The organism is Flavobacterium aquariorum (assembly GCF_003254745.1).
GTDB lineage: Bacteria > Bacteroidota > Bacteroidia > Flavobacteriales > Flavobacteriaceae > Flavobacterium > Flavobacterium aquariorum.
On record NZ_QKXH01000002.1, the window covers coordinates 315,576 to 333,334 of the forward strand.

The 17,759-nt window shown below is 34.8% G+C and carries 19 protein-coding genes; 16 read left to right on the forward strand and 3 right to left on the reverse strand.

The features are described from left to right. Window positions 1-36: 36 nt before the first annotated feature. The 3 genes from DOS84_RS03985 to DOS84_RS03995 form a co-directional block, all read right to left on the reverse strand. Window positions 37-1,923, reverse strand: coding sequence for a M1 family metallopeptidase (locus DOS84_RS03985; protein WP_111408818.1), 1,887 nt, complete (start codon window positions 1,921-1,923; stop codon window positions 37-39). 526 nt (window positions 1,924-2,449) lie between these two features. Next, the gene (locus DOS84_RS03990) at window positions 2,450-4,030 is read right to left on the reverse strand and encodes an NADP-dependent glyceraldehyde-3-phosphate dehydrogenase (RefSeq protein WP_111408819.1); all 1,581 of its coding nucleotides are present in this window, start codon (window positions 4,028-4,030) and stop codon (window positions 2,450-2,452) included. 73 nt (window positions 4,031-4,103) lie between these two features. Then, window positions 4,104-4,409 carry a rhodanese-like domain-containing protein gene (locus DOS84_RS03995; protein ID WP_111408820.1) on the reverse strand — a complete coding sequence of 102 codons (306 nt, stop codon included), beginning with the start codon at window positions 4,407-4,409 and terminating at the stop codon, window positions 4,104-4,106. A 280-nt stretch (window positions 4,410-4,689) separates the two neighbouring features. Here DOS84_RS03995 and DOS84_RS04000 point away from each other — a divergent pair, with 280 nt between their 5' ends. From DOS84_RS04000 to DOS84_RS19060, 16 genes are all read left to right on the forward strand, one after another. After that, window positions 4,690-5,316, forward strand: coding sequence for a Crp/Fnr family transcriptional regulator (locus DOS84_RS04000; protein WP_111408821.1), 627 nt, complete (start codon window positions 4,690-4,692; stop codon window positions 5,314-5,316). A gap of 97 nt (window positions 5,317-5,413) precedes the next feature. Next, window positions 5,414-6,202, forward strand: a complete 789-nt coding sequence (locus DOS84_RS04005) for a sulfite exporter TauE/SafE family protein (RefSeq protein WP_111408822.1) — start codon at window positions 5,414-5,416, stop codon at window positions 6,200-6,202. Window positions 6,203-6,280: 78 nt separating this feature from the next. Further along, entirely contained in the window at window positions 6,281-7,690 is a 1,410-nt protein-coding gene (locus DOS84_RS04010) for an MBL fold metallo-hydrolase (protein ID WP_111408823.1), read from the forward strand. Window positions 7,691-7,923: 233 nt separating this feature from the next. After that, window positions 7,924-8,127 carry a YgaP family membrane protein gene (locus DOS84_RS04015; protein ID WP_111408824.1) on the forward strand — a complete coding sequence of 68 codons (204 nt, stop codon included), beginning with the start codon at window positions 7,924-7,926 and terminating at the stop codon, window positions 8,125-8,127. Between the two features lies 1 nt (window position 8,128). Continuing rightward, window positions 8,129-8,962 carry a methyltransferase domain-containing protein gene (locus DOS84_RS04020; RefSeq protein WP_111408825.1) on the forward strand — a complete coding sequence of 278 codons (834 nt, stop codon included), beginning with the start codon at window positions 8,129-8,131 and terminating at the stop codon, window positions 8,960-8,962. A 143-nt stretch (window positions 8,963-9,105) separates the two neighbouring features. Next, window positions 9,106-9,294, forward strand: a complete 189-nt coding sequence (locus tag DOS84_RS04025) for a hypothetical protein (RefSeq protein WP_111408826.1) — start codon at window positions 9,106-9,108, stop codon at window positions 9,292-9,294. A 12-nt stretch (window positions 9,295-9,306) separates the two neighbouring features. Continuing rightward, window positions 9,307-9,609 carry a thioredoxin gene (gene trxA, locus DOS84_RS04030; protein WP_111408827.1) on the forward strand — a complete coding sequence of 101 codons (303 nt, stop codon included), beginning with the start codon at window positions 9,307-9,309 and terminating at the stop codon, window positions 9,607-9,609. Continuing rightward, a complete protein-coding gene (locus DOS84_RS04035) occupies window positions 9,606-9,806 on the forward strand; it encodes a DUF6132 family protein (RefSeq protein ID WP_111408828.1) in 201 nt (66 codons plus the stop codon). The genes trxA and DOS84_RS04035 overlap by 4 nt, the downstream gene beginning before the upstream one ends. A gap of 121 nt (window positions 9,807-9,927) precedes the next feature. After that, entirely contained in the window at window positions 9,928-10,521 is a 594-nt protein-coding gene (locus DOS84_RS04040; protein ID WP_111408829.1) for a TetR/AcrR family transcriptional regulator, read from the forward strand. Continuing rightward, complete coding sequence (locus DOS84_RS04045) at window positions 10,518-11,777, forward strand: TolC family protein (protein ID WP_111408830.1); 1,260 nt, start codon at window positions 10,518-10,520, stop codon at window positions 11,775-11,777. The genes DOS84_RS04040 and DOS84_RS04045 overlap by 4 nt, the downstream gene beginning before the upstream one ends. 44 nt (window positions 11,778-11,821) lie before the next feature. Further along, window positions 11,822-12,697 (forward strand): HlyD family secretion protein, encoded by an 876-nt coding sequence (locus tag DOS84_RS04050; RefSeq protein WP_111408831.1) that lies wholly within the window; start codon window positions 11,822-11,824, stop codon window positions 12,695-12,697. Window positions 12,698-12,751: 54 nt separating this feature from the next. Next, complete coding sequence (locus DOS84_RS04055) at window positions 12,752-13,648, forward strand: ABC transporter ATP-binding protein (protein WP_111408832.1); 897 nt, start codon at window positions 12,752-12,754, stop codon at window positions 13,646-13,648. Between the two features lie 28 nt (window positions 13,649-13,676). Further along, window positions 13,677-14,411 (forward strand): ABC transporter ATP-binding protein, encoded by a 735-nt coding sequence (locus DOS84_RS04060; protein WP_111408833.1) that lies wholly within the window; start codon window positions 13,677-13,679, stop codon window positions 14,409-14,411. Between the two features lie 76 nt (window positions 14,412-14,487). Continuing rightward, complete coding sequence (locus DOS84_RS04065; protein ID WP_111408834.1) at window positions 14,488-15,594, forward strand: ABC transporter permease; 1,107 nt, start codon at window positions 14,488-14,490, stop codon at window positions 15,592-15,594. Window positions 15,595-15,892: 298 nt separating this feature from the next. Further along, window positions 15,893-17,017 (forward strand): ABC transporter permease, encoded by a 1,125-nt coding sequence (locus DOS84_RS04070; protein ID WP_111408835.1) that lies wholly within the window; start codon window positions 15,893-15,895, stop codon window positions 17,015-17,017. 61 nt (window positions 17,018-17,078) lie between these two features. Beyond that, window positions 17,079-17,255 (forward strand): hypothetical protein, encoded by a 177-nt coding sequence (locus DOS84_RS19060; protein WP_165830393.1) that lies wholly within the window; start codon window positions 17,079-17,081, stop codon window positions 17,253-17,255. Window positions 17,256-17,759 lie beyond the last annotated feature (504 nt).

Consider the following 17,759-nt stretch of genomic DNA (forward strand, 5'->3'; position numbering starts at 1 on the left):
TAGAAAAAACTAATAAATATCAAATAAAATCAAAATTTACTGAATATTCCATAAATTATTTAACGGAGTAGCATCCATAAATATACCATTATCAAGAGAAATCGATTTTATTGCTTTATTTAATTTCAAAGAAATTACTGCATTTTTTTGATTGGCTTGCCAAATGGCCGGATTTTGATGCAAAATATCTTTTGTATCATCCTTATACACAATAACAACATCAAAAGGAATGGCAAAACCACCTACATTTTTAACCCAAATTGTACTTTTTGAATTAGTACCTTCCACTTTTTCAATCATTAAATCAATGTAATTGTTGGTAAAAAACCAATTGTTGAAAAACCAATTTAAATTTTTACCTGAACTGGTATTTATACAATTGAAAAAATCCCAAGGAATTGGATGCTTCCCATTCCATGTATCCATATAAAAATGCAGCGATTTTTTGAATTGCTCATCACCAAGCATGTCTTTCAGGGCAAGATAAGAAAGGGAAGCTTTACCATATGAATTATTGCCGTAGCCCGCATCCGAAACTTGGCTTGACATTGAAATTATAGGTTGATCTTCCTCTGTTGACGAGTCATTAATGTAATGATTAACTCGGAACTCTTTATAAAATTTATCGGCTGCCTCTTTTCCATGTTCCGCTATACCAATCAAATATTCAAAAGTAGTAGCCCAGCCTTCATCCATAAAAGCATATCGGGTTTCGTTTATTCCCATATAAAAAGGGAAATAGGTATGCGCTATTTCATGATCCTGTACTAATTGCGCAAAAACAGGATCATCCATTTGAGAATCGTTAACCATCATAGGATACTCCATATCTGCAAATCCCTGAAAAGCAGTCATCTTAGAGTACGGATAAGGTACACCTGGCCAATTATTGGAAAACCAAGACAACGCGTAATTATTATTTTTGATAGAATTTCTAAAGTCGGTTCCTTTTACTAAATCATAAGCCGCTTGTGTACTCGTACGACGATTGGTTTTGGCATCTACAACAACACTGCCGGCATCCCATACATAATGATTGCTTAAAGCAAAACAAACATCAGTGATATTATTGGCTTGAAATTTCCAGCTGTTCCAGTCTTTTTGTTGGGTTACAAGTCCTTCCTTCATTTCCTGTTCGTTAGCAATGTGCATTACCTCATCTGTTGTGTATGATTTTTTTAAACGGGCTGCAAACTCGGGCTGCAAAACTTCGTCTGGGTTCAATAAATCACCTGTTCCATACACTACATAATTTTTAGGTGCTTTTACCGTATAGGTATAGTCATTAAAGTCATTATAAAACTCTTGACGGTCGGTATGGGGTAATCTATCCCATCTATTGTAATCGTCAAAAACAGATACTCTAGGATAGCTGTATGCAACATAAAAAGTAGTTTCGTCTATTTGTCCCTCTCTACCACTTTCTTTAGACAAAGGGTAATTCCATTCGATTTCAAGAGTTGCTTTGGACTTTGGAAGTATTGGGTTTTTCATTTTTATGTTACCCACCGTTCCCCATTTTCTGGCATCTTCCTTGTAAACTTCTCCATTAATTTTTAAAGAAGTAATTGTTAATCCATTTGACAAAAAATCATCACTTACATTACCACTTCTGGGTGAAGACGGTTTGTGCAAATTATTCACAAAACGTATTGGCATATTCTTCAAAGTATCACTGCTGTTATTTTCATACACAATAGTTTCGATTCCACTAACTATTTTTGTTGTGGCGTTTACGGTTATATCCATAGTATATTTACCATGATTCTGCCAATACTTTTTGCCAGGTAAACCATCCATCGAACGGGTTCCTTTTCCATAAGCGTCTTTGATGTTTCTGGGCATATAAAGTTCTTGCGCAAAACCACTTTGCGCCACAAATAGAAATGCTAATAATAATTTTAAGAAGGTTGGTTTTCTCATTTTTTAGATTTTTGGTTTTGATGACTATCACAAATAATAACCAGTAAGTCTAAAAATGAAGATTTTTGTAACAATTTTTTAAAGATTTTTTACCTTATCTGTCATTACAAATGATAAAACACTTTTATCAAATAGTTAATCAGTATATACAGAATAGTACCTACTACAGCAAGTGCTATAATAAAAGTGATAATATTAATTACAATATTAGGAATAAAACTCAGTTTGGGATGCACATAATATGGTTCACCATGCAAACGTTCGTGGATTCTTTTGGCTGCTATTTTTATTTTCCTTTTGATGGCAATTCTTTTTTAAATTTATAATCAAGAGTTAAACTGCATTTATCCAATAATCCACATTAAAAAATAGTATGTGTCTATTTACACAAATATAAACAATTTAAAGTCAAATTTAATACTCCATTATAAAACAAACAATTACACATGACATCACTCTCTTTTTACACTAAAAAAAAGCGTCTCATTACAAAAATGAGACGCTTTTTAAATTGTATAAAAATTGATTATAAAATATAATCGGTATTGATGAAATTTGATTCTTTACTGTTCAGCAATTCCTGCAAAATTTCATTGTTATAAGCATTATCTTTTGAAGCCACAAAAGTTCTAATAGAAAATGAACGCAAAGCATCGTGAATGCTCAATGTCCCAAAAGCTGAATCTTTTCTTCCTGTAAACGGGAAAACATCCGGACCTCTCTGGCAAGAACTGTTCAAGTTTACTCTACAAACCAAATTCACCAAAGTATCGATAAGCGGTGCAATGGTTTTGATATTTTTACCAAACAAACTTACTTGTTGACCATAATTCGACTCAGCCATATCGTTTAATGGCTCCTGTATATCTTTGAAAGTCAAAATAGGTACTACGGGACCAAATTGCTCCTCATGATACACTCGCATCTCTTTATTTATTGGAAACAAAATGGCTGGGAATATAAAATTATCCGTGTGTTCCCCGCCTTTTGCATTGATTACTTTTGCCCCTTTACTTGTTGCATCATCAATCAATTCTTGAATATAGGCTGGTTTTTCAGTTTCTGGAAGAGGAGTCAATGATACTCCTTTTTCCCATGGATTCCCAAAAGCAAGAGCATCTACTTTTTCTGCAAAACGTTTGTTGAACTCAGCAGCTATATTTTCGTGTACATATATAATTTTCAATGCAGTACATCTCTGACCATTAAAAGATAAAGTTCCTACAATACATTCTTGAATTGCTAAATCCAAATCGGCATCCGGTAAAATTATCGCTGGATTTTTGGCCTCCAAACCTAATACTAAACGCAATCTGTTTTTGTTTGGGTGCTGATCCTGTAAAGCAATAGCCGATTTACTGTTTCCAATTAAGGCTAAAATATCGATTTTTCCAGATTTCATTATTGGCGAAGCGATTTCACGCCCTCTACCATAAACAATGCTGATTACTCCTTTTGGAAAGCTGCTTCTGAAAGCTTCCAACAAAGGAGAAATTAATAGAACTCCATGTTTTGCTGGTTTGAAAATTACGGGATTCCCCATAATCAAAGCAGGAATAAGCAATGTAAAAGTTTCGTTTAATGGATAATTGTACGGTCCAAGACACAATACCACACCGATAGGTCCTCTGCGCACCATGGCATTAATTCCTTGCACTTTAGAAAAATGGGCTGAACGGCTATTCAATTCTTTATAGCTTTCGATAGTGTCATTAATATACTCTACCGTTCTATCAAATTCTTTTTCGGAGTCACCAAGTGTTTTTCCAATTTCCCACATCAAAAGTTTAACAACTTCGGTACGGGTTTCTTTCATTTGTGCAACAAACTTTTCCATACACTTAATACGGTCAACAACTTTCATTGTAGGCCATAAACCTTGTCCGTTATTGAAAGCAGCTTTTGCAGACTCCGCCACTTCTAGCGCTTCTGCTTCACCCATAAAAGGAATAGAACCTAATAATGTTGGTTCATATTTTTCGGTTGAAGAAATTGTAGAATATACAGGTGTTGTTTTTCCTGTCCATTTTTTCAATTTGCCGTTTACCAAATAAGTATCTTGAATAAGCTGGCTTTTAATTTGAAATTCTTGAGGTATTGTATTCATTCTGTGGTTATTTTGGTTGTTTTCTAATACATTTAAAAAAGAGGCAGAAGCCTCTTTTTATATTTTTGTGATATTATACTATATCACCATTCCATTCTATGATACCACCTAGCAAATTATAGGCATTTTCTATACCTAACTCGTTCATGATTTCACATGCTTTTGCGCTTCTCACTCCTGAGCGGCAGTATACATAATAATTTTTGCTTTTATCCAACGCTGCAATAGCATCTATAAATTCCTGTCCCTTATGAATATCGATATTAATAGAACCTTCAATTATACCTTGATCGCATTCGTCTTCAGTTCTTACATCTAATATTACTGCATTTTCATCGGCTTCAAATTGGGAAACCCATTCGTCTTGTGTCAAATTCATAATATTTATTTTTTCGTAAAAATACAAGATTTTCCTCAAACAATACACCTCTTTTTTGTGAATTAATCAATAAAATAAAGAAAACGTTTTCGTAAAAATCAATATTCAACAAATGCAAACATCTGTTATTTATAGTTTAAAATCAGGACTTAATTATCCGATTCTTTTCTGTATTTCATAATTTATTACATGTACTTTCCTTTTCATTTATCAAAGACTTCCCCTTTTTTATTACTTTTACAGTGTTTGAATTCCAACTCTTTCTAAAATCAAAATCAAAATGCCAGAACAGCTAAAAAAAGTTTTTCCTTCCTTTTCAAATGAATTGATTCAAGATATAAAAGCAAACGAAGTAATTAAAGACTTTAGTGCCGGTGAGATTATCATGCGAACTGGGCAGTACATCAAAAATACAATTTTGGTACTCAAAGGGGCCATCAAGGTATATCGTGAAGATGATGATGGCGGTGAGTTTTTTATGTATTATTTACAGCCTGGACAAGCCTGTGCTTTATCTATGGTGTGCGCAACCAAGAATGAAAAAAGCCAAATTATGGCAAAAGTGGTCGATGATGCCGAAGTTGTTATGGTTCCATTATCATTGATGGACAAATGGATGATGCAACACAGAAGCTGGTATGAATTTGTGGTAGGCACCTATCGCAATCGTTTTGAAGAAGTATTGGAAGTTATTGACAGTATCGCTTTTAGAGCTATGGACGAACGTTTAGAATTTTACCTAAAACGCCAAGTTGAAGCCACTGGAAGCAAAGAATTAAAACTTTCACATCAAGAAATCGGGTCTGATCTCAATACTTCGAGAGAAGTTATTTCGAGACTGCTCAAGAAAATGGAACAGAGAGGCTTGGTGGTTTTACATCGCAATCAGATTGAGATTTTGATGTAGCTTTTGAATTTTAAATCACAACTTCTTCAAAAAGTGACAAAAGTTACAGTCCGCCAAAAATAGTCTTCGCATCTTTGCTTCAAACAAAATATAAAACATGGAATACTTCGGTTATCTGGCATCTGTCATAATAGGTCTCTCATTAGGATTAATTGGTGGTGGAGGTTCTATTTTAACGATTCCCATCTTAGTTTATTTATTCAAAATAGACCCAAAATTAGCGACAAGTTATTCCTTATTCATTGTTGGTTTTACTGCTTTATCAGGCTGTTTTAGTCATTACCGAATGGGAAATCTCAAAATCAAATCGGCATTATATTTTGCCATCCCTTCTGTCTTTTCAATACTGGTTATTCGCGAAGTAATCTTTTTAAAAATTCCAAATGTCCTTTTTACAATTGATGATTTCCAAATAACCAAAAATCTACTCATCATGATCGTTTTTGCAGTCATGATGATGGCTGCTTCATTTTCAATGATTCGCAAAACCAATGCTTGCATTCAATCTTCGGGCACTAACTATTTACAATTGGCAATTATAGGTGGTATCGTTGGAATTGTAACTGGTTTTTTGGGCGCCGGCGGTGGATTTTTGATTATTCCGGCTCTATTATTTTTTGCCAATTTACCTATGAAACAGGCAGTTGGAACTTCTTTATTAATTATTTTTATAAATTCTTCCATCGGCTTTGCAGGTGATTTATATATTGGCACCCCAATTGATTATAAATTCTTATTAAGTATTTCAAGTATGGCTTTCTTAGGAATGATTATCGGTACACAAATATCTAAAAAATTGGACGGAGACAAACTCAAACCTATTTTTGGTTGGTTCGTTTTAGTAATGGGAATATATATTATTATTAAGGAAATCGTATTCAATTAAACTTACGTTAAAGTAATTTTTGTCACTGATTGTATCATAAAACAGAATTAACTTTGTATTATATTAAAATTAAAAATCATGCAAATAGAACAAATATATACAGGCTGTCTGGCACAAGGTGCTTATTATATCACTTCCAATGGTGAAGCGGCTATAATTGACCCGCTTAGAGAAACACAACCTTATCTGGATCGAATCGAACGTGACGGAGTCAAGCTCAAATATATTTTTGAAACTCATTTTCATGCCGATTTTGTCTCAGGCCATTTGGATTTAAGCAAAGAAACTAGAGCTCCAATCGTTTATGGACCAACTGCAAAACCAGAATTTGAAGCCATCGTTGCAGCAGACAATCAACTATTTGAAATAGGAAATATCAAAATAAAAGTACTGCATACGCCTGGTCACACCATGGAAAGTTCCACCTACTTATTAATAGACGAAAACGGAAAAGATTATGCTATTTTCTCTGGTGACACTTTGTTTATTGGTGATGTGGGAAGACCCGACCTTGCTCAAAAAGCAGCTTCGATGACACAGGAACAATTGGCTGGATTATTATATCATTCGTTAAGAGACAAAGTCATGACTCTGGCTGATGATGTAATCGTATATCCTGCTCATGGTGCGGGTAGTGCCTGTGGCAAAAACATGAGCAAGGAAACCGTCTCTACTATTGGAGACCAAAAAGCAACCAATTATGCTTTGAGAGCCAATATGACCGAAGCCGAATTCATCAAAGAAGTGACCGATGGACTACTGCCTCCCCCAGCCTATTTTGGAATGAACGTTGCTATGAACAAGAAAGGATATGCCAGTTTTGAAAATGTATTGGATCTAGGTCTGAAAGGTTTATCCGTCAATGAATTTGAAACAATCGCAGAAGAAACGGGTGCCTTAATTTTAGACACAAGAAATAATAGCGATTTTGCTAAAGGCTTTATCCCGCAATCCATAAATATAGGGATCAATGGTGATTTTGCCCCTTGGGTTGGCGCTTTGATCGCCGATGTAAAACAGCCTATTATATTAGTGACCGAATTAGGACGAGAAAAAGAAACCGTTACACGTTTGAGCCGTGTGGGTTTTGACAATTTAGTGGGACATTTAGACGGTGGTTTTGAGGCTTGGAAAAAAGCGGGCAAAGAAATTGACACCGTAAACCGAATCACTCCAGACCAATTCAAAGCGCAAGTGAAAATCGGTGAAAGCAAAATAATCGACATCCGTAAACAAAATGAATACAGTGCCGAACACATCGAAGAAGCATTCAATAAACCGCTGGCAAACATCAATGATTGGATAAAAGACATTGATCCAAAAGAGCATTTCTTTATGCATTGTGCTGGTGGTTACCGCAGTATGATTGCAGCATCAATTTTGCAAGCCCGTGGTTTTAGAAATTTTAGCGAGATAGAAGGCGGATTTAACGCCATTGCCAAAACCGATATTCCTAGAACTGATTTTGTTTGTCAAAGTAAAATTTAATAGCAATAAAAAAACATTTAGGGCGTGACCCCGTTGAGCAAAGGGACTTACTTTTAGCATCGCTTATACAGCCCCTTTGCTCAACGCTGTCGGGCTATCCGCGCTACTTCGGTAGCTTGCTACTATCCCTCACGCTCAAATAATATTGATACTATTTACTTTAAATTTGAAGTTTAGGTAATAAAGATTTTTAGCAATTAAAAATAATTCATTAACCAATAAATACTTTTATCATGAAAAAAAATATGGGTGCTACAGACAAATTGATTCGTTCGATAATTGGAATTATAATTGCAATATTATACTATTCAGGTATTATAACTGGCACACTAGCCATTGTTTTATTAGCCTTTGCCATCATCTTTTTACTAACCAGTTTCATTAGTTTTTGCCCATTATACACACTTTTAGGCATAAACACCAATAAAAAACAATAATATGGAAGAACTACAATGCTGTGTGGTATCCTGTGAAAAACCTTTGGATAAAGTCTATTGGGACAACCAATATCAATCCAATACAACTGGTTGGGATTTAGGAGAAATATCCCCTCCTATAAAAAGCTATATTGATACTTTAGAAGACAAAGCCATTCAAATTTTAATCCCTGGGTGTGGAAATACCTACGAAGCGGAATATCTTCTAGATAAAGGTTTTACAAACGTTACCGTAATTGACATTGCTCCAACATTAATAGAAAATCTAAAAACCAAATTCAAGAATACTTCCAATATCAATATCGTATTGGGAGACTTTTTTGAACATCAGGGCGAGTATGATTTAATCATTGAACAGACATTCTTTTGCGCCTTGCCACCAACAATGCGTCAAAAATATGTTTGGAAAATGCATCAGCTATTGGCCAACAAAGGAAAAATTGCTGGATTATTATTCAACCGAACATTTGAAAGTGGCCCACCTTTTGGCGGAAGCCAAGAAGAATATAATTTGCTTTTTCAACAAGCTTTTAGTTTTCTAAAAATGGATGTTTGTCAAAATTCTGCCACGCCAAGAACTGGTTCCGAATTGTTTATCGAATTACAAAAAAACAGTGAAGTGCTAGTCAATTTATATCCATTTGAAGGCATCACCTGTAATGGTTGCAAGAATACCGTTACCGAGAAATTCTCTACACTTGAAAGTGTTTTAAACGTAAGTATGAGCAGTAATTTTGCAGAAGTATTGATTGTAAGCAAAGTTGAAGTTGCATTAGAAACGCTGCAAAAAGAAATCGCTTATGATGAAAAATATAAAATTGGACAGAAACTATAAAAAGAAAAAGACACAAATTTCACCAATTAGCACGAATTTATTTAAAAAATATTTTGCTTATTCGATTGCAATTCCGCAATCCTTTAAACAACTTTAAACAACTTTAAACAATTTAAACTTTAAAACCATTTTAAACCCAAAAAATGAAAGATTTACTATTTACCAACTGGCATGTAATGCGAATTTTTCGATTGGCTTTTGCTGTGTTTTTATTCGCACAAGCTTATTATACAAACGAATGGTTCTTCATCGCTTTCGGGTTATTTTTCTTTATTCAGGCTGTTTTTAATACGGGTTGCGGACCAAAAGGCTGCACAATTCCTAAAAAATAAATACATAAAAAAATGAGCACATTCAACAATATCATCCAGTCCGAAAAACCAGTTTTGGTTGATTTTTTTGCAACTTGGTGTGGGCCTTGCCAAACATTGGCTCCTATTCTGAAACAAGTAAAAGACAATTTAGGTGATCGTATTTCAATCATCAAAATTGACGTAGATAAAAATCAGCAAGTCGCGGCACAATACCAAGTTCGTGGCGTTCCTACGATGATTCTTTTCCAAAACGGCAAACAATTATGGAGACAATCCGGAGTTCTGAGCAGTTCTGATTTGATCAAGGTTATTGTAGAAAAAAGTAACTCATGACCCGAAAAGCAATTATTATAACAATCATCGGAATTGTCTTTGGAGCTATTTCCGGTTATTTGTATTATCATTTTGTGGGATGTACTTCTGGCAGTTGCGCTATCACCTCAAAACCTGTAAACTCAACTCTTTATGGCGGTTTAATGGGTGGATTATTGTTTAATCTGTTTGTGAAAGAAGAGAAAAAGCAGAAATAAAACGTTAACTGCTAGATTAGAACGCAAGATCATAGAAAAATAAATCATAAGTATTTCAACCTGAAATACTTTTTTTATCTATCTTTGTTAACCAAATGGTTAAACCATATAGTTAGCACCAATGACTACCGAAGAAAAAATATTCAATGCCGCCAGAATAGTGTTCCAAAAAAAAGGATTCGCCGGGGCACGCATGCAAGAAATTGCAGATGAAGCAGGCATCAATAAAGCGATGTTGCATTATTGCTTCAAAAATAAACAATTGCTTTTTGAAGCAGTTTTTATGAATGCCTTTTCCCAATTGGCTCCACAGATCAATGAGATCTTCAACTCGGAAGCAACAGTTTTTGAAAAAATTAAAAAATTTACAAACAGTTATATTTCATTTGTCATTGTCAACCCTTATTTACCGTCGTTTGTAATTCAGGAGATGAACAACAACCCCGAATTTGTACTATCCTTTCTAAATCATAAAAACCGCCCCAATCCTACTCCATTATTGGCGCAAATCGAAAAAGAAATAGCAGATGGAATCATCAAACCTATTCCTCCAAAACAGCTATTATTAGATATTTTTTCGATGACGGTCTTTCCTTTTGCTGCCAAAATGATGATAAAAGGAATCATTCAGCTTTCAGAAACTGAATTCAATGAGATGATGGAAGAACGAAAAACAAGCATAGCCGAAACTATTATTAATTCGATTAAAAAATGAGAACTTCAAAATATACTTTTATCATCCTTTTTTTACTTCCCTTTTTTGCTTTCGCACAGCAAAAAATGACATTGAAAAATTGTTATTCATTGGTTCATCAAAATTATCCAACCGCCAAACAAATTACTTTATTACAACAAAAATCGGATTATGAAGTGAATGCTTTACAAACCGGAAAATTGCCAAAAATAGATTTGAATGCCCAAGGAACCTACCAAAATCAAGTAACCGAAATTCCAAATCCATTTATATCCCCACTAAATAAAGACCAATACAAAGCTACATTAGACATTAATCAGTTACTTTACAATGGTGGTTTGATTGATGCCAATACTAAACTCAAAGAGGCCCAAACCAAAACCCAACAGCAACAAGTAGAGGTCAATTTATACCAACTCAAATCTAGAATCAATCAGTTGTTTTTTTCTATTTTACTTTTGCAGGAGCGAAAAGACCTTTTGATTGCCAAACAAAAACAATTGGAATCCAAAATAAAAGAAGTCAAAACGGGAATTCAATTTGGCGCCATTTTACCTGCCTCCGAAAAAGTATTGGAAGCCGAAAACCTGAAAATCAAACAGCAGCTTTCGGAAATTCAATACGACAAGAAAAAGTTGTTTGAAAATCTTTCTTCCATAACCTATACCACAATTCCGGAAACAACAGAATTAGACAAACCAATTATTACAACACCAACAAACACAACCATAAATCGTCCTGAACTACACTATTTTGAATTACAGGAACAGCAAATCGATGTTTCAAAAAGTATATTGACTAAAAATAATTTGCCTAAAATCAATGCTTTTGGAACGGCTGGTTACGGAAATCCGGGATTGAATATGATAGAAAACTCTTTTGAACCAATTTTCATTGTAGGATTGAAAGCCAATTGGAATGTTTTCGACTGGAATAAATCAAAATCTGAGAAGGAAGCACTTACTGTTTCTGCTGATATAATTGCTACCGAAAAAGAAACTTTCTTGCTCAACAACAACATTCAACTGCAGGAAATCAATGCAGAAATACAAAAATCAGAAGCCAACATAACAACTGATACCGACATAATCACTCTAAGAGAATATGTAGAGAAATCAGCCAGTTCACAATTAAAAAATGGCGTAATTACTGCCTCCGAATATCTGACCGAATTCACTAATTTATACGAAGCTAAAAATAGCCAAAAAATTCACGAAATACAATTGGAACTGGCAAAAGCTAACTATCAAGTTGCCATTGGAATCCCAAACCACTAAAAGGAACACAGTTAAACTTTTAAACGATTAAACACTTAAACAAAATGAAACACCTATTTATCCTAATGCTCCTATTAAGCCTGTTTTCGTGCAACAACAGTGACAACAAAGCCGATGGTTATGGCAATTTTGAAGCAACCGAAATCACTATTTCGGCGGAAGCCAATGGGAAACTGGAGTTTTTAAATCTTGAAGAAGGCGATATCATTGAACCGAATACTTTGGTAGGATTGGTCGACACCATTCAATTGCATTTGAATAAACAGCAGCTCATCGCTTCAAAAGCGACAGTATATTCTAAATCTGAAAATGTATTGTCTCAAATCAATGTACTACAGGCACAACTCAAAACCACACTTATTGAACAAAAAAGGATTCAGAATATGTTTGCCGAAAACGCCGCTACCAAACGCCAAGTCGATGAAATAGAAGGAAAAGTGGATGTGATCAAAGAGCAAATAAAAGGCGTTCAAACCCAGAATGCACCTATTATAAATGAAATCGCTTCGATTGATGTTCAAATTAAAAAAATCAATGACCAAATCAAAAACAGTAAAATCATTAATCCGATAAAAGCAACTGTTTTGGCCAAATATGCAGAACCCAATGAAATAGCTTCCTTTGGAAAACCGCTCTATAAAATAGCCAATCTCAGCAAAATGACGCTGAGGGTTTATATTAGTGAAACCCAACTCCCACAAATAAAACTGAATCAGATAGTAACCGTAAAAATTGACAATGGAACTGGAATGAAATCCTATCCTGGGACTATTTCCTGGATTTCATCGGTAGCAGAATTCACTCCCAAAATCATTCAAACGAAAGAAGAAAGAGTAAATTTAGTCTATGCCGTGAAAGTAGATGTAAAAAACGACGGCAGTTTAAAAATAGGAATGCCTGCTGAAATGTGGTTGAAATAAACCAATGAAACTACAATTTTAAATTGATTTTTGACATTAAAATTGCCATTGAACATGAGTATAAAAGTCCAAAATATTTCCAAGTCATACAACAAGATAAAAGCTGTTGAAGCCATTTCTTTTGAAGTAAATGAAGGCGAAATATTTGGTCTCATTGGTCCCGATGGCGCTGGAAAAACAACGATTTTCAGAATATTGACCACTTTGCTGTTTGCCGATGAAGGAACTGCATCCATTGCGGATTTTGATGTTGTAAAAGAATACAAATCCATACGAAATTGTGTGGGTTATATGCCGGGGAAATTCTCCTTGTACCAAGATTTATCCGTTGAGGAAAACTTAACGTTTTTTGCGACGCTTTTTGGCACCACCATTGAGGAAAATTACGATTTAATCAAAGATATTTATATTCAAATAGAGCCTTTTAAAACTCGAAGAGCGGGTGCGCTTTCAGGCGGAATGAAACAAAAACTAGCTTTGTGCTGTGCATTAATTCACAAACCGAAAGTCTTATTTCTGGACGAACCCACAACAGGAGTTGACCCCGTTTCCCGAAAAGAATTTTGGCAAATGCTAAAACGTTTACAGCAGAAAGGAATTACGATTTTGGTTTCAACACCCTATATGGACGAAGCGGCTTTGTGTGACCGAATTGCATTAATCCAAAAAGGAGAGATCCTTAAAATTGATTCTCCACACAACATTATTGAGAAATACGACAAAACCATTTATGATGTCCGAGCCAAAAATACGTATCAGCTCCTACTCGATCTAAAAAGCTATACGAGTCGATACAGCGTTTATGCCTTTGGTGAATCGATACATTACACGGACAGGGAAACAGAATTTGATTCTGAAGCATTAAAGAAATATTTAGAAGATAAAAAACATACCGAAATAGAAATTCGAATGACAAAACCAACCATAGAAGATGTTTTTATGGATTTGTAATCTATGCTCAAAATAATTTGCCTCAAAAATGAATCAAGAAAAAATCATAACCGTAAACAAGCTCACCAAAGAATTTGGCAGTTTCACAGCAGTCAACAATATTTCCTTTGATGTATATAAAGGAGAGATTTTCGGGTTTCTTGGTGCCAACGGTGCCGGAAAAACGACCGCTATGAAAATGCTTATCGGAATTTCGAAACCTACATCTGGCAACGCCGTCGTAGCAGGATTTGATGTAAAAACCCAAGCCGAAATGGTCAAAAAAAGCATTGGGTATATGAGTCAGAAATTTTCCATGTATGACGATTTGACCATCAAGGAAAACATCACCTTCTTTGGTGGAATCTATGGATTGTCCCGTGCCCAAATCAAAGAAAAAACAGCACAATTAATTCAGGATTTGAACTTAGAGGATGTTGCTGACAAACTGGTGGGAGCCTTACCCTTGGGATGGAAACAAAAGTTATCTTTTTCTGTGGCCCTTTTGCACGAACCCAAAATTGTATTCCTCGACGAACCTACAGGAGGTGTTGATCCTATAACGAGAAGACAATTTTGGGAAATGATTTACGCCGAAGCTCATAAAGGCACCACGCTATTTGTCACCACGCATTATATGGACGAAGCCGAATATTGTGACCGAGTCTCCATCATGGTCGAAGGAAAAATAGAAGCTCTGGACAGTCCGAAAAATTTAAAACAAAAATACAATGTAAATTCCATGAATGATGTATTCCTGAAACTCGCACGAAATATTGAATAGTTGCAGATTGCAGTTTTTAGATTGCAGTCAAATACAGGTAAATAATCTAATAATTCAACAATATAAGTAGTCTAAAATGAAAAGATTCATCGGTTTTGTAACAAAAGAGTTCTACCACATTTTTCGGGACAAACGTACTATGTTCATTCTTTTCGGGATGCCGATGGTACAAATTATGCTATTTGGATTTGCCATTACCAATGAAATTAACAATGTCAATATCGCTGTTTTCGACCAATCAAAAGACAGCGAAACCCAACAAATAATCAATAAAATAAGCGCTTCCAAGTATTTTAAAATCGTGAACCAAATCACGCACGAAGCCCAAATAGAAAGTGTTTTCCGAACTGGTAAAGTCAAAGCCGTCTTGGTGTTTGAGAAAGATTTTATTCAAAACCTACAAAATAAAAAAACAGTCAAAGTACAAGTCATCACTGATGCTACTGATCCGAATATGGCCAATACCATCACCAATTATATCAACGCTATTTTACAGAATTACTCGCAGGAAATCAATAAAAATGTCAAACCTGTTTACCAAATTCAAACCCAAACACAACTGTATTATAACCAAGAACTCAAGAGTGTCTTCACTTTTGTACCCGGTGTGATGACGGTAATTTTGATGCTAGTTTCGGCTATGATGACCTCCATTTCCATCACACGAGAAAAAGAAATGGGTACCATGGAAGTCCTTTTGGTATCGCCCATAAAACCCTTTCAAGTAGTCATTGGAAAAGTTTTTCCGTATATTTTTCTATCCATTATCAATGCAGCTATTATCTTGCTTTTAGGTGTTTTTGTCTTCGAAATGCCCATTGAAGGCAGTCTTTTTCTATTGGTCCTCGAAAGTATATTATTCATCATCACGGCACTATCGTTAGGAATTTTAATCTCTACCATTGCCCAATCGCAACAAACCGCCATGATGTTTTCCTTAGCGGGATTAATGCTACCCGTTATTATCCTGTCGGGTTTTATATTTCCCATTTCGAGTATGCCATTGCCACTTCAAATCTTGAGCAACATCATCCCTGCCAAATGGTTCATCATTATCATCAAAGCCATTATGCTCAAAGGAGCCACCATACAAACGATCTGGAAAGAAACCTTAATATTGATAGGAATGACTGTTCTTTTCATTGCAATAAGCATCAAAAAATATAAAATTAGATTGGAGTAAAAAAAGAGAATAGAAACAAGAACAAAGAGAAAAGATAAAAAAATTTGAAATCTAAAATTAATAAGTAGCTAATCCTGCTATACATTACAAGTCCTTACTCCAAAAAGTGTTTTTCTAAGCCCAAAAAAGAGCTTCTTTCAGTCGCTTTTTTTAGTGCAAGAAAAAACTACTTTTTGTCGCTCCGGGCTTTCCACTGCTATCAGGGCTAGGACTTCAAAGAAACAAGAAAACTTCAATGACAATTTCACTGGTAATCTAAAAAATCTAAATATCACAAATCGTTGATCAACAATCTAAAATGAAAACAATCCTATTCATCATCCACAAAGAATTCAAGCAAATCTTTAGAAACAAAGGAATGTTGCCTATCATATTTGTTTTACCGTTAATTCAATTATTAATCTTGTCCAACGCCGCCAGCTTTGAAATCCAAAATATCAAGTTCTCTTACATCGATCACGACCATTCAGCTGCTTCTAGAGAACTCATCAGCAAATTTCAGGCTTCAAAATCTTTCAAAATAATAAACCAATTCAACACCAAAGAAGAAGCCAACCTCGAAATGCAAAAAGGAAACGTCGATATTATCCTCGAAATTCCCACACAATTCGAACGTAACCTCATCAAAGATAAAACCACCACACTCTCCGTAAGTATAAATGCCATCGATGGAGCATCTGCAGGAGTTGAGAATGTATATATTTCGCAAATCATTGGAACTTACAATCAAAAAATTCAGAGCCAACTTTTGCAATACAAAGACAATTCCTTTGTAACGCCACAAAACATAATCACCATCCCATCCTTCTGGTACAACAACACACTGAACTATAAAACCTATATGGTTCCTGGAATCTTAGTATTATTGGTTACCATGATTACACTTTTTCTTTCGTCCATGAATATCGTTCGGGAGAAAGAAATTGGCACTTTGGAACAAATAAATGTAACGCCTATCCAGAAACACCAATTCATTATTGGCAAATTATTCCCTTTTTGGATTCTTGGTTTAGTGATTTTAACAGTGGGCTTAATCATTGCCAAACTCGTTTTCAATGTTCCCATGTTAGGTAATTTGGGATTAATTTATGGATTTACGGCGGTTTATTTATTACTCATACTTGGCATGGGGCTATTTATCTCCAATCACAGCGATACCCAGCAGCAGGCAATGTTTATTTCTTGGTTTTTCATGGTGATTTTCATTTTGATGAGTGGTCTATTTACCCCAATAGAAAGCATGCCACAATGGGCGCAAAACATTACATTATTCAACCCGATTCGGTATTTTGTCGAAATCGTTAGAATGGTAATGCTCAAAGGAGCTACGTTTTCAGATATCACAACTCAATTTTTTATCATAACAACTTATGCTGTAGTTTTGAATACTCTTGCTGTATTGAGTTATAAAAAAGTTAATTAATATACATGATTCAAAAAAAATAATAATTTTGACTCATCATTAAAATCAAAAACCAAAAAACATGAAAAACCTAATCACAGTTTTGGCAGTAGCACTTTTTTCGGCAGGCATGAATGTTAGTGCTCAAGAAACAAAACCAAAAGAAACCCCTAAAAAAGAATGTACCGCCAAAGAAAAAAAGGCGTGCGACAAATCCAAAAAAAGTTGCTGTACAGCAAAATCTGAAAAGAAAGCGTAATGTAATTAATTATAATAATCCTAAAGAGTGTTTGTACCTTCAAACACTCTTTTTTTATTTCAAAAAAAACATTAACCGATAATTTCTTTCTATCCTTCCTTTGCCCAATTTCATACTTTCCTTTTTTTGAAAAATATTCTTCATACCCAAAAACTCATCAATGTCTATAACAATCCTTATTATTCTCATTCTGATTTTTTAGAGTTTTATTTTGGACAGATGCCATTCAAAAGATCCAAAACACACCAAATGTTTTTTTTGCCAATAACTCTCATATGGTAATAAATCCTGTGTAAAATATCACGCTGTCGAGCATCATTAATATAAACAATTAGACCAGTATATGCGACGCTTCTCACTAACGACTCAACTGTAAAAGGAGATTTTAACAATGCTACTTTCACTGCTACTGTATAACAAGTAAATTATATAAAAAAAGTCCCTCCTTTTTCATCGATACTGACAGAAGTGACGACAAAAACCACCCTTTTGAAGTTAAACAAA

Excerpts from the sequence above, each read along its gene's own strand:
- DOS84_RS03985 (WP_111408818.1), bottom strand. The coding sequence starts at position 1,923 with ATGAGAAAACCAACCTTCTTAAAATTATTATTAGCATTTCTATTTGTG.
- DOS84_RS03990 (WP_111408819.1), bottom strand. The coding sequence starts at position 4,030 with ATGAATACAATACCTCAAGAATTTCAAATTAAAAGCCAGCTTATTCAA.
- DOS84_RS03995 (WP_111408820.1), bottom strand. The coding sequence starts at position 4,409 with ATGAATTTGACACAAGACGAATGGGTTTCCCAATTTGAAGCCGATGAA.
- DOS84_RS04000 (WP_111408821.1), top strand. The coding sequence starts at position 4,690 with ATGCCAGAACAGCTAAAAAAAGTTTTTCCTTCCTTTTCAAATGAATTG.
- DOS84_RS04005 (WP_111408822.1), top strand. The coding sequence starts at position 5,414 with ATGGAATACTTCGGTTATCTGGCATCTGTCATAATAGGTCTCTCATTA.
- DOS84_RS04010 (WP_111408823.1), top strand. The coding sequence starts at position 6,281 with ATGCAAATAGAACAAATATATACAGGCTGTCTGGCACAAGGTGCTTAT.
- DOS84_RS04015 (WP_111408824.1), top strand. The coding sequence starts at position 7,924 with ATGAAAAAAAATATGGGTGCTACAGACAAATTGATTCGTTCGATAATT.
- DOS84_RS04020 (WP_111408825.1), top strand. The coding sequence starts at position 8,129 with ATGGAAGAACTACAATGCTGTGTGGTATCCTGTGAAAAACCTTTGGAT.
- DOS84_RS04025 (WP_111408826.1), top strand. The coding sequence starts at position 9,106 with ATGAAAGATTTACTATTTACCAACTGGCATGTAATGCGAATTTTTCGA.
- trxA (WP_111408827.1), top strand. The coding sequence starts at position 9,307 with ATGAGCACATTCAACAATATCATCCAGTCCGAAAAACCAGTTTTGGTT.
- DOS84_RS04035 (WP_111408828.1), top strand. The coding sequence starts at position 9,606 with ATGACCCGAAAAGCAATTATTATAACAATCATCGGAATTGTCTTTGGA.
- DOS84_RS04040 (WP_111408829.1), top strand. The coding sequence starts at position 9,928 with ATGACTACCGAAGAAAAAATATTCAATGCCGCCAGAATAGTGTTCCAA.
- DOS84_RS04045 (WP_111408830.1), top strand. The coding sequence starts at position 10,518 with ATGAGAACTTCAAAATATACTTTTATCATCCTTTTTTTACTTCCCTTT.
- DOS84_RS04050 (WP_111408831.1), top strand. The coding sequence starts at position 11,822 with ATGAAACACCTATTTATCCTAATGCTCCTATTAAGCCTGTTTTCGTGC.
- DOS84_RS04055 (WP_111408832.1), top strand. The coding sequence starts at position 12,752 with ATGAGTATAAAAGTCCAAAATATTTCCAAGTCATACAACAAGATAAAA.
- DOS84_RS04060 (WP_111408833.1), top strand. The coding sequence starts at position 13,677 with ATGAATCAAGAAAAAATCATAACCGTAAACAAGCTCACCAAAGAATTT.
- DOS84_RS04065 (WP_111408834.1), top strand. The coding sequence starts at position 14,488 with ATGAAAAGATTCATCGGTTTTGTAACAAAAGAGTTCTACCACATTTTT.
- DOS84_RS04070 (WP_111408835.1), top strand. The coding sequence starts at position 15,893 with ATGAAAACAATCCTATTCATCATCCACAAAGAATTCAAGCAAATCTTT.
- DOS84_RS19060 (WP_165830393.1), top strand. The coding sequence starts at position 17,079 with ATGAAAAACCTAATCACAGTTTTGGCAGTAGCACTTTTTTCGGCAGGC.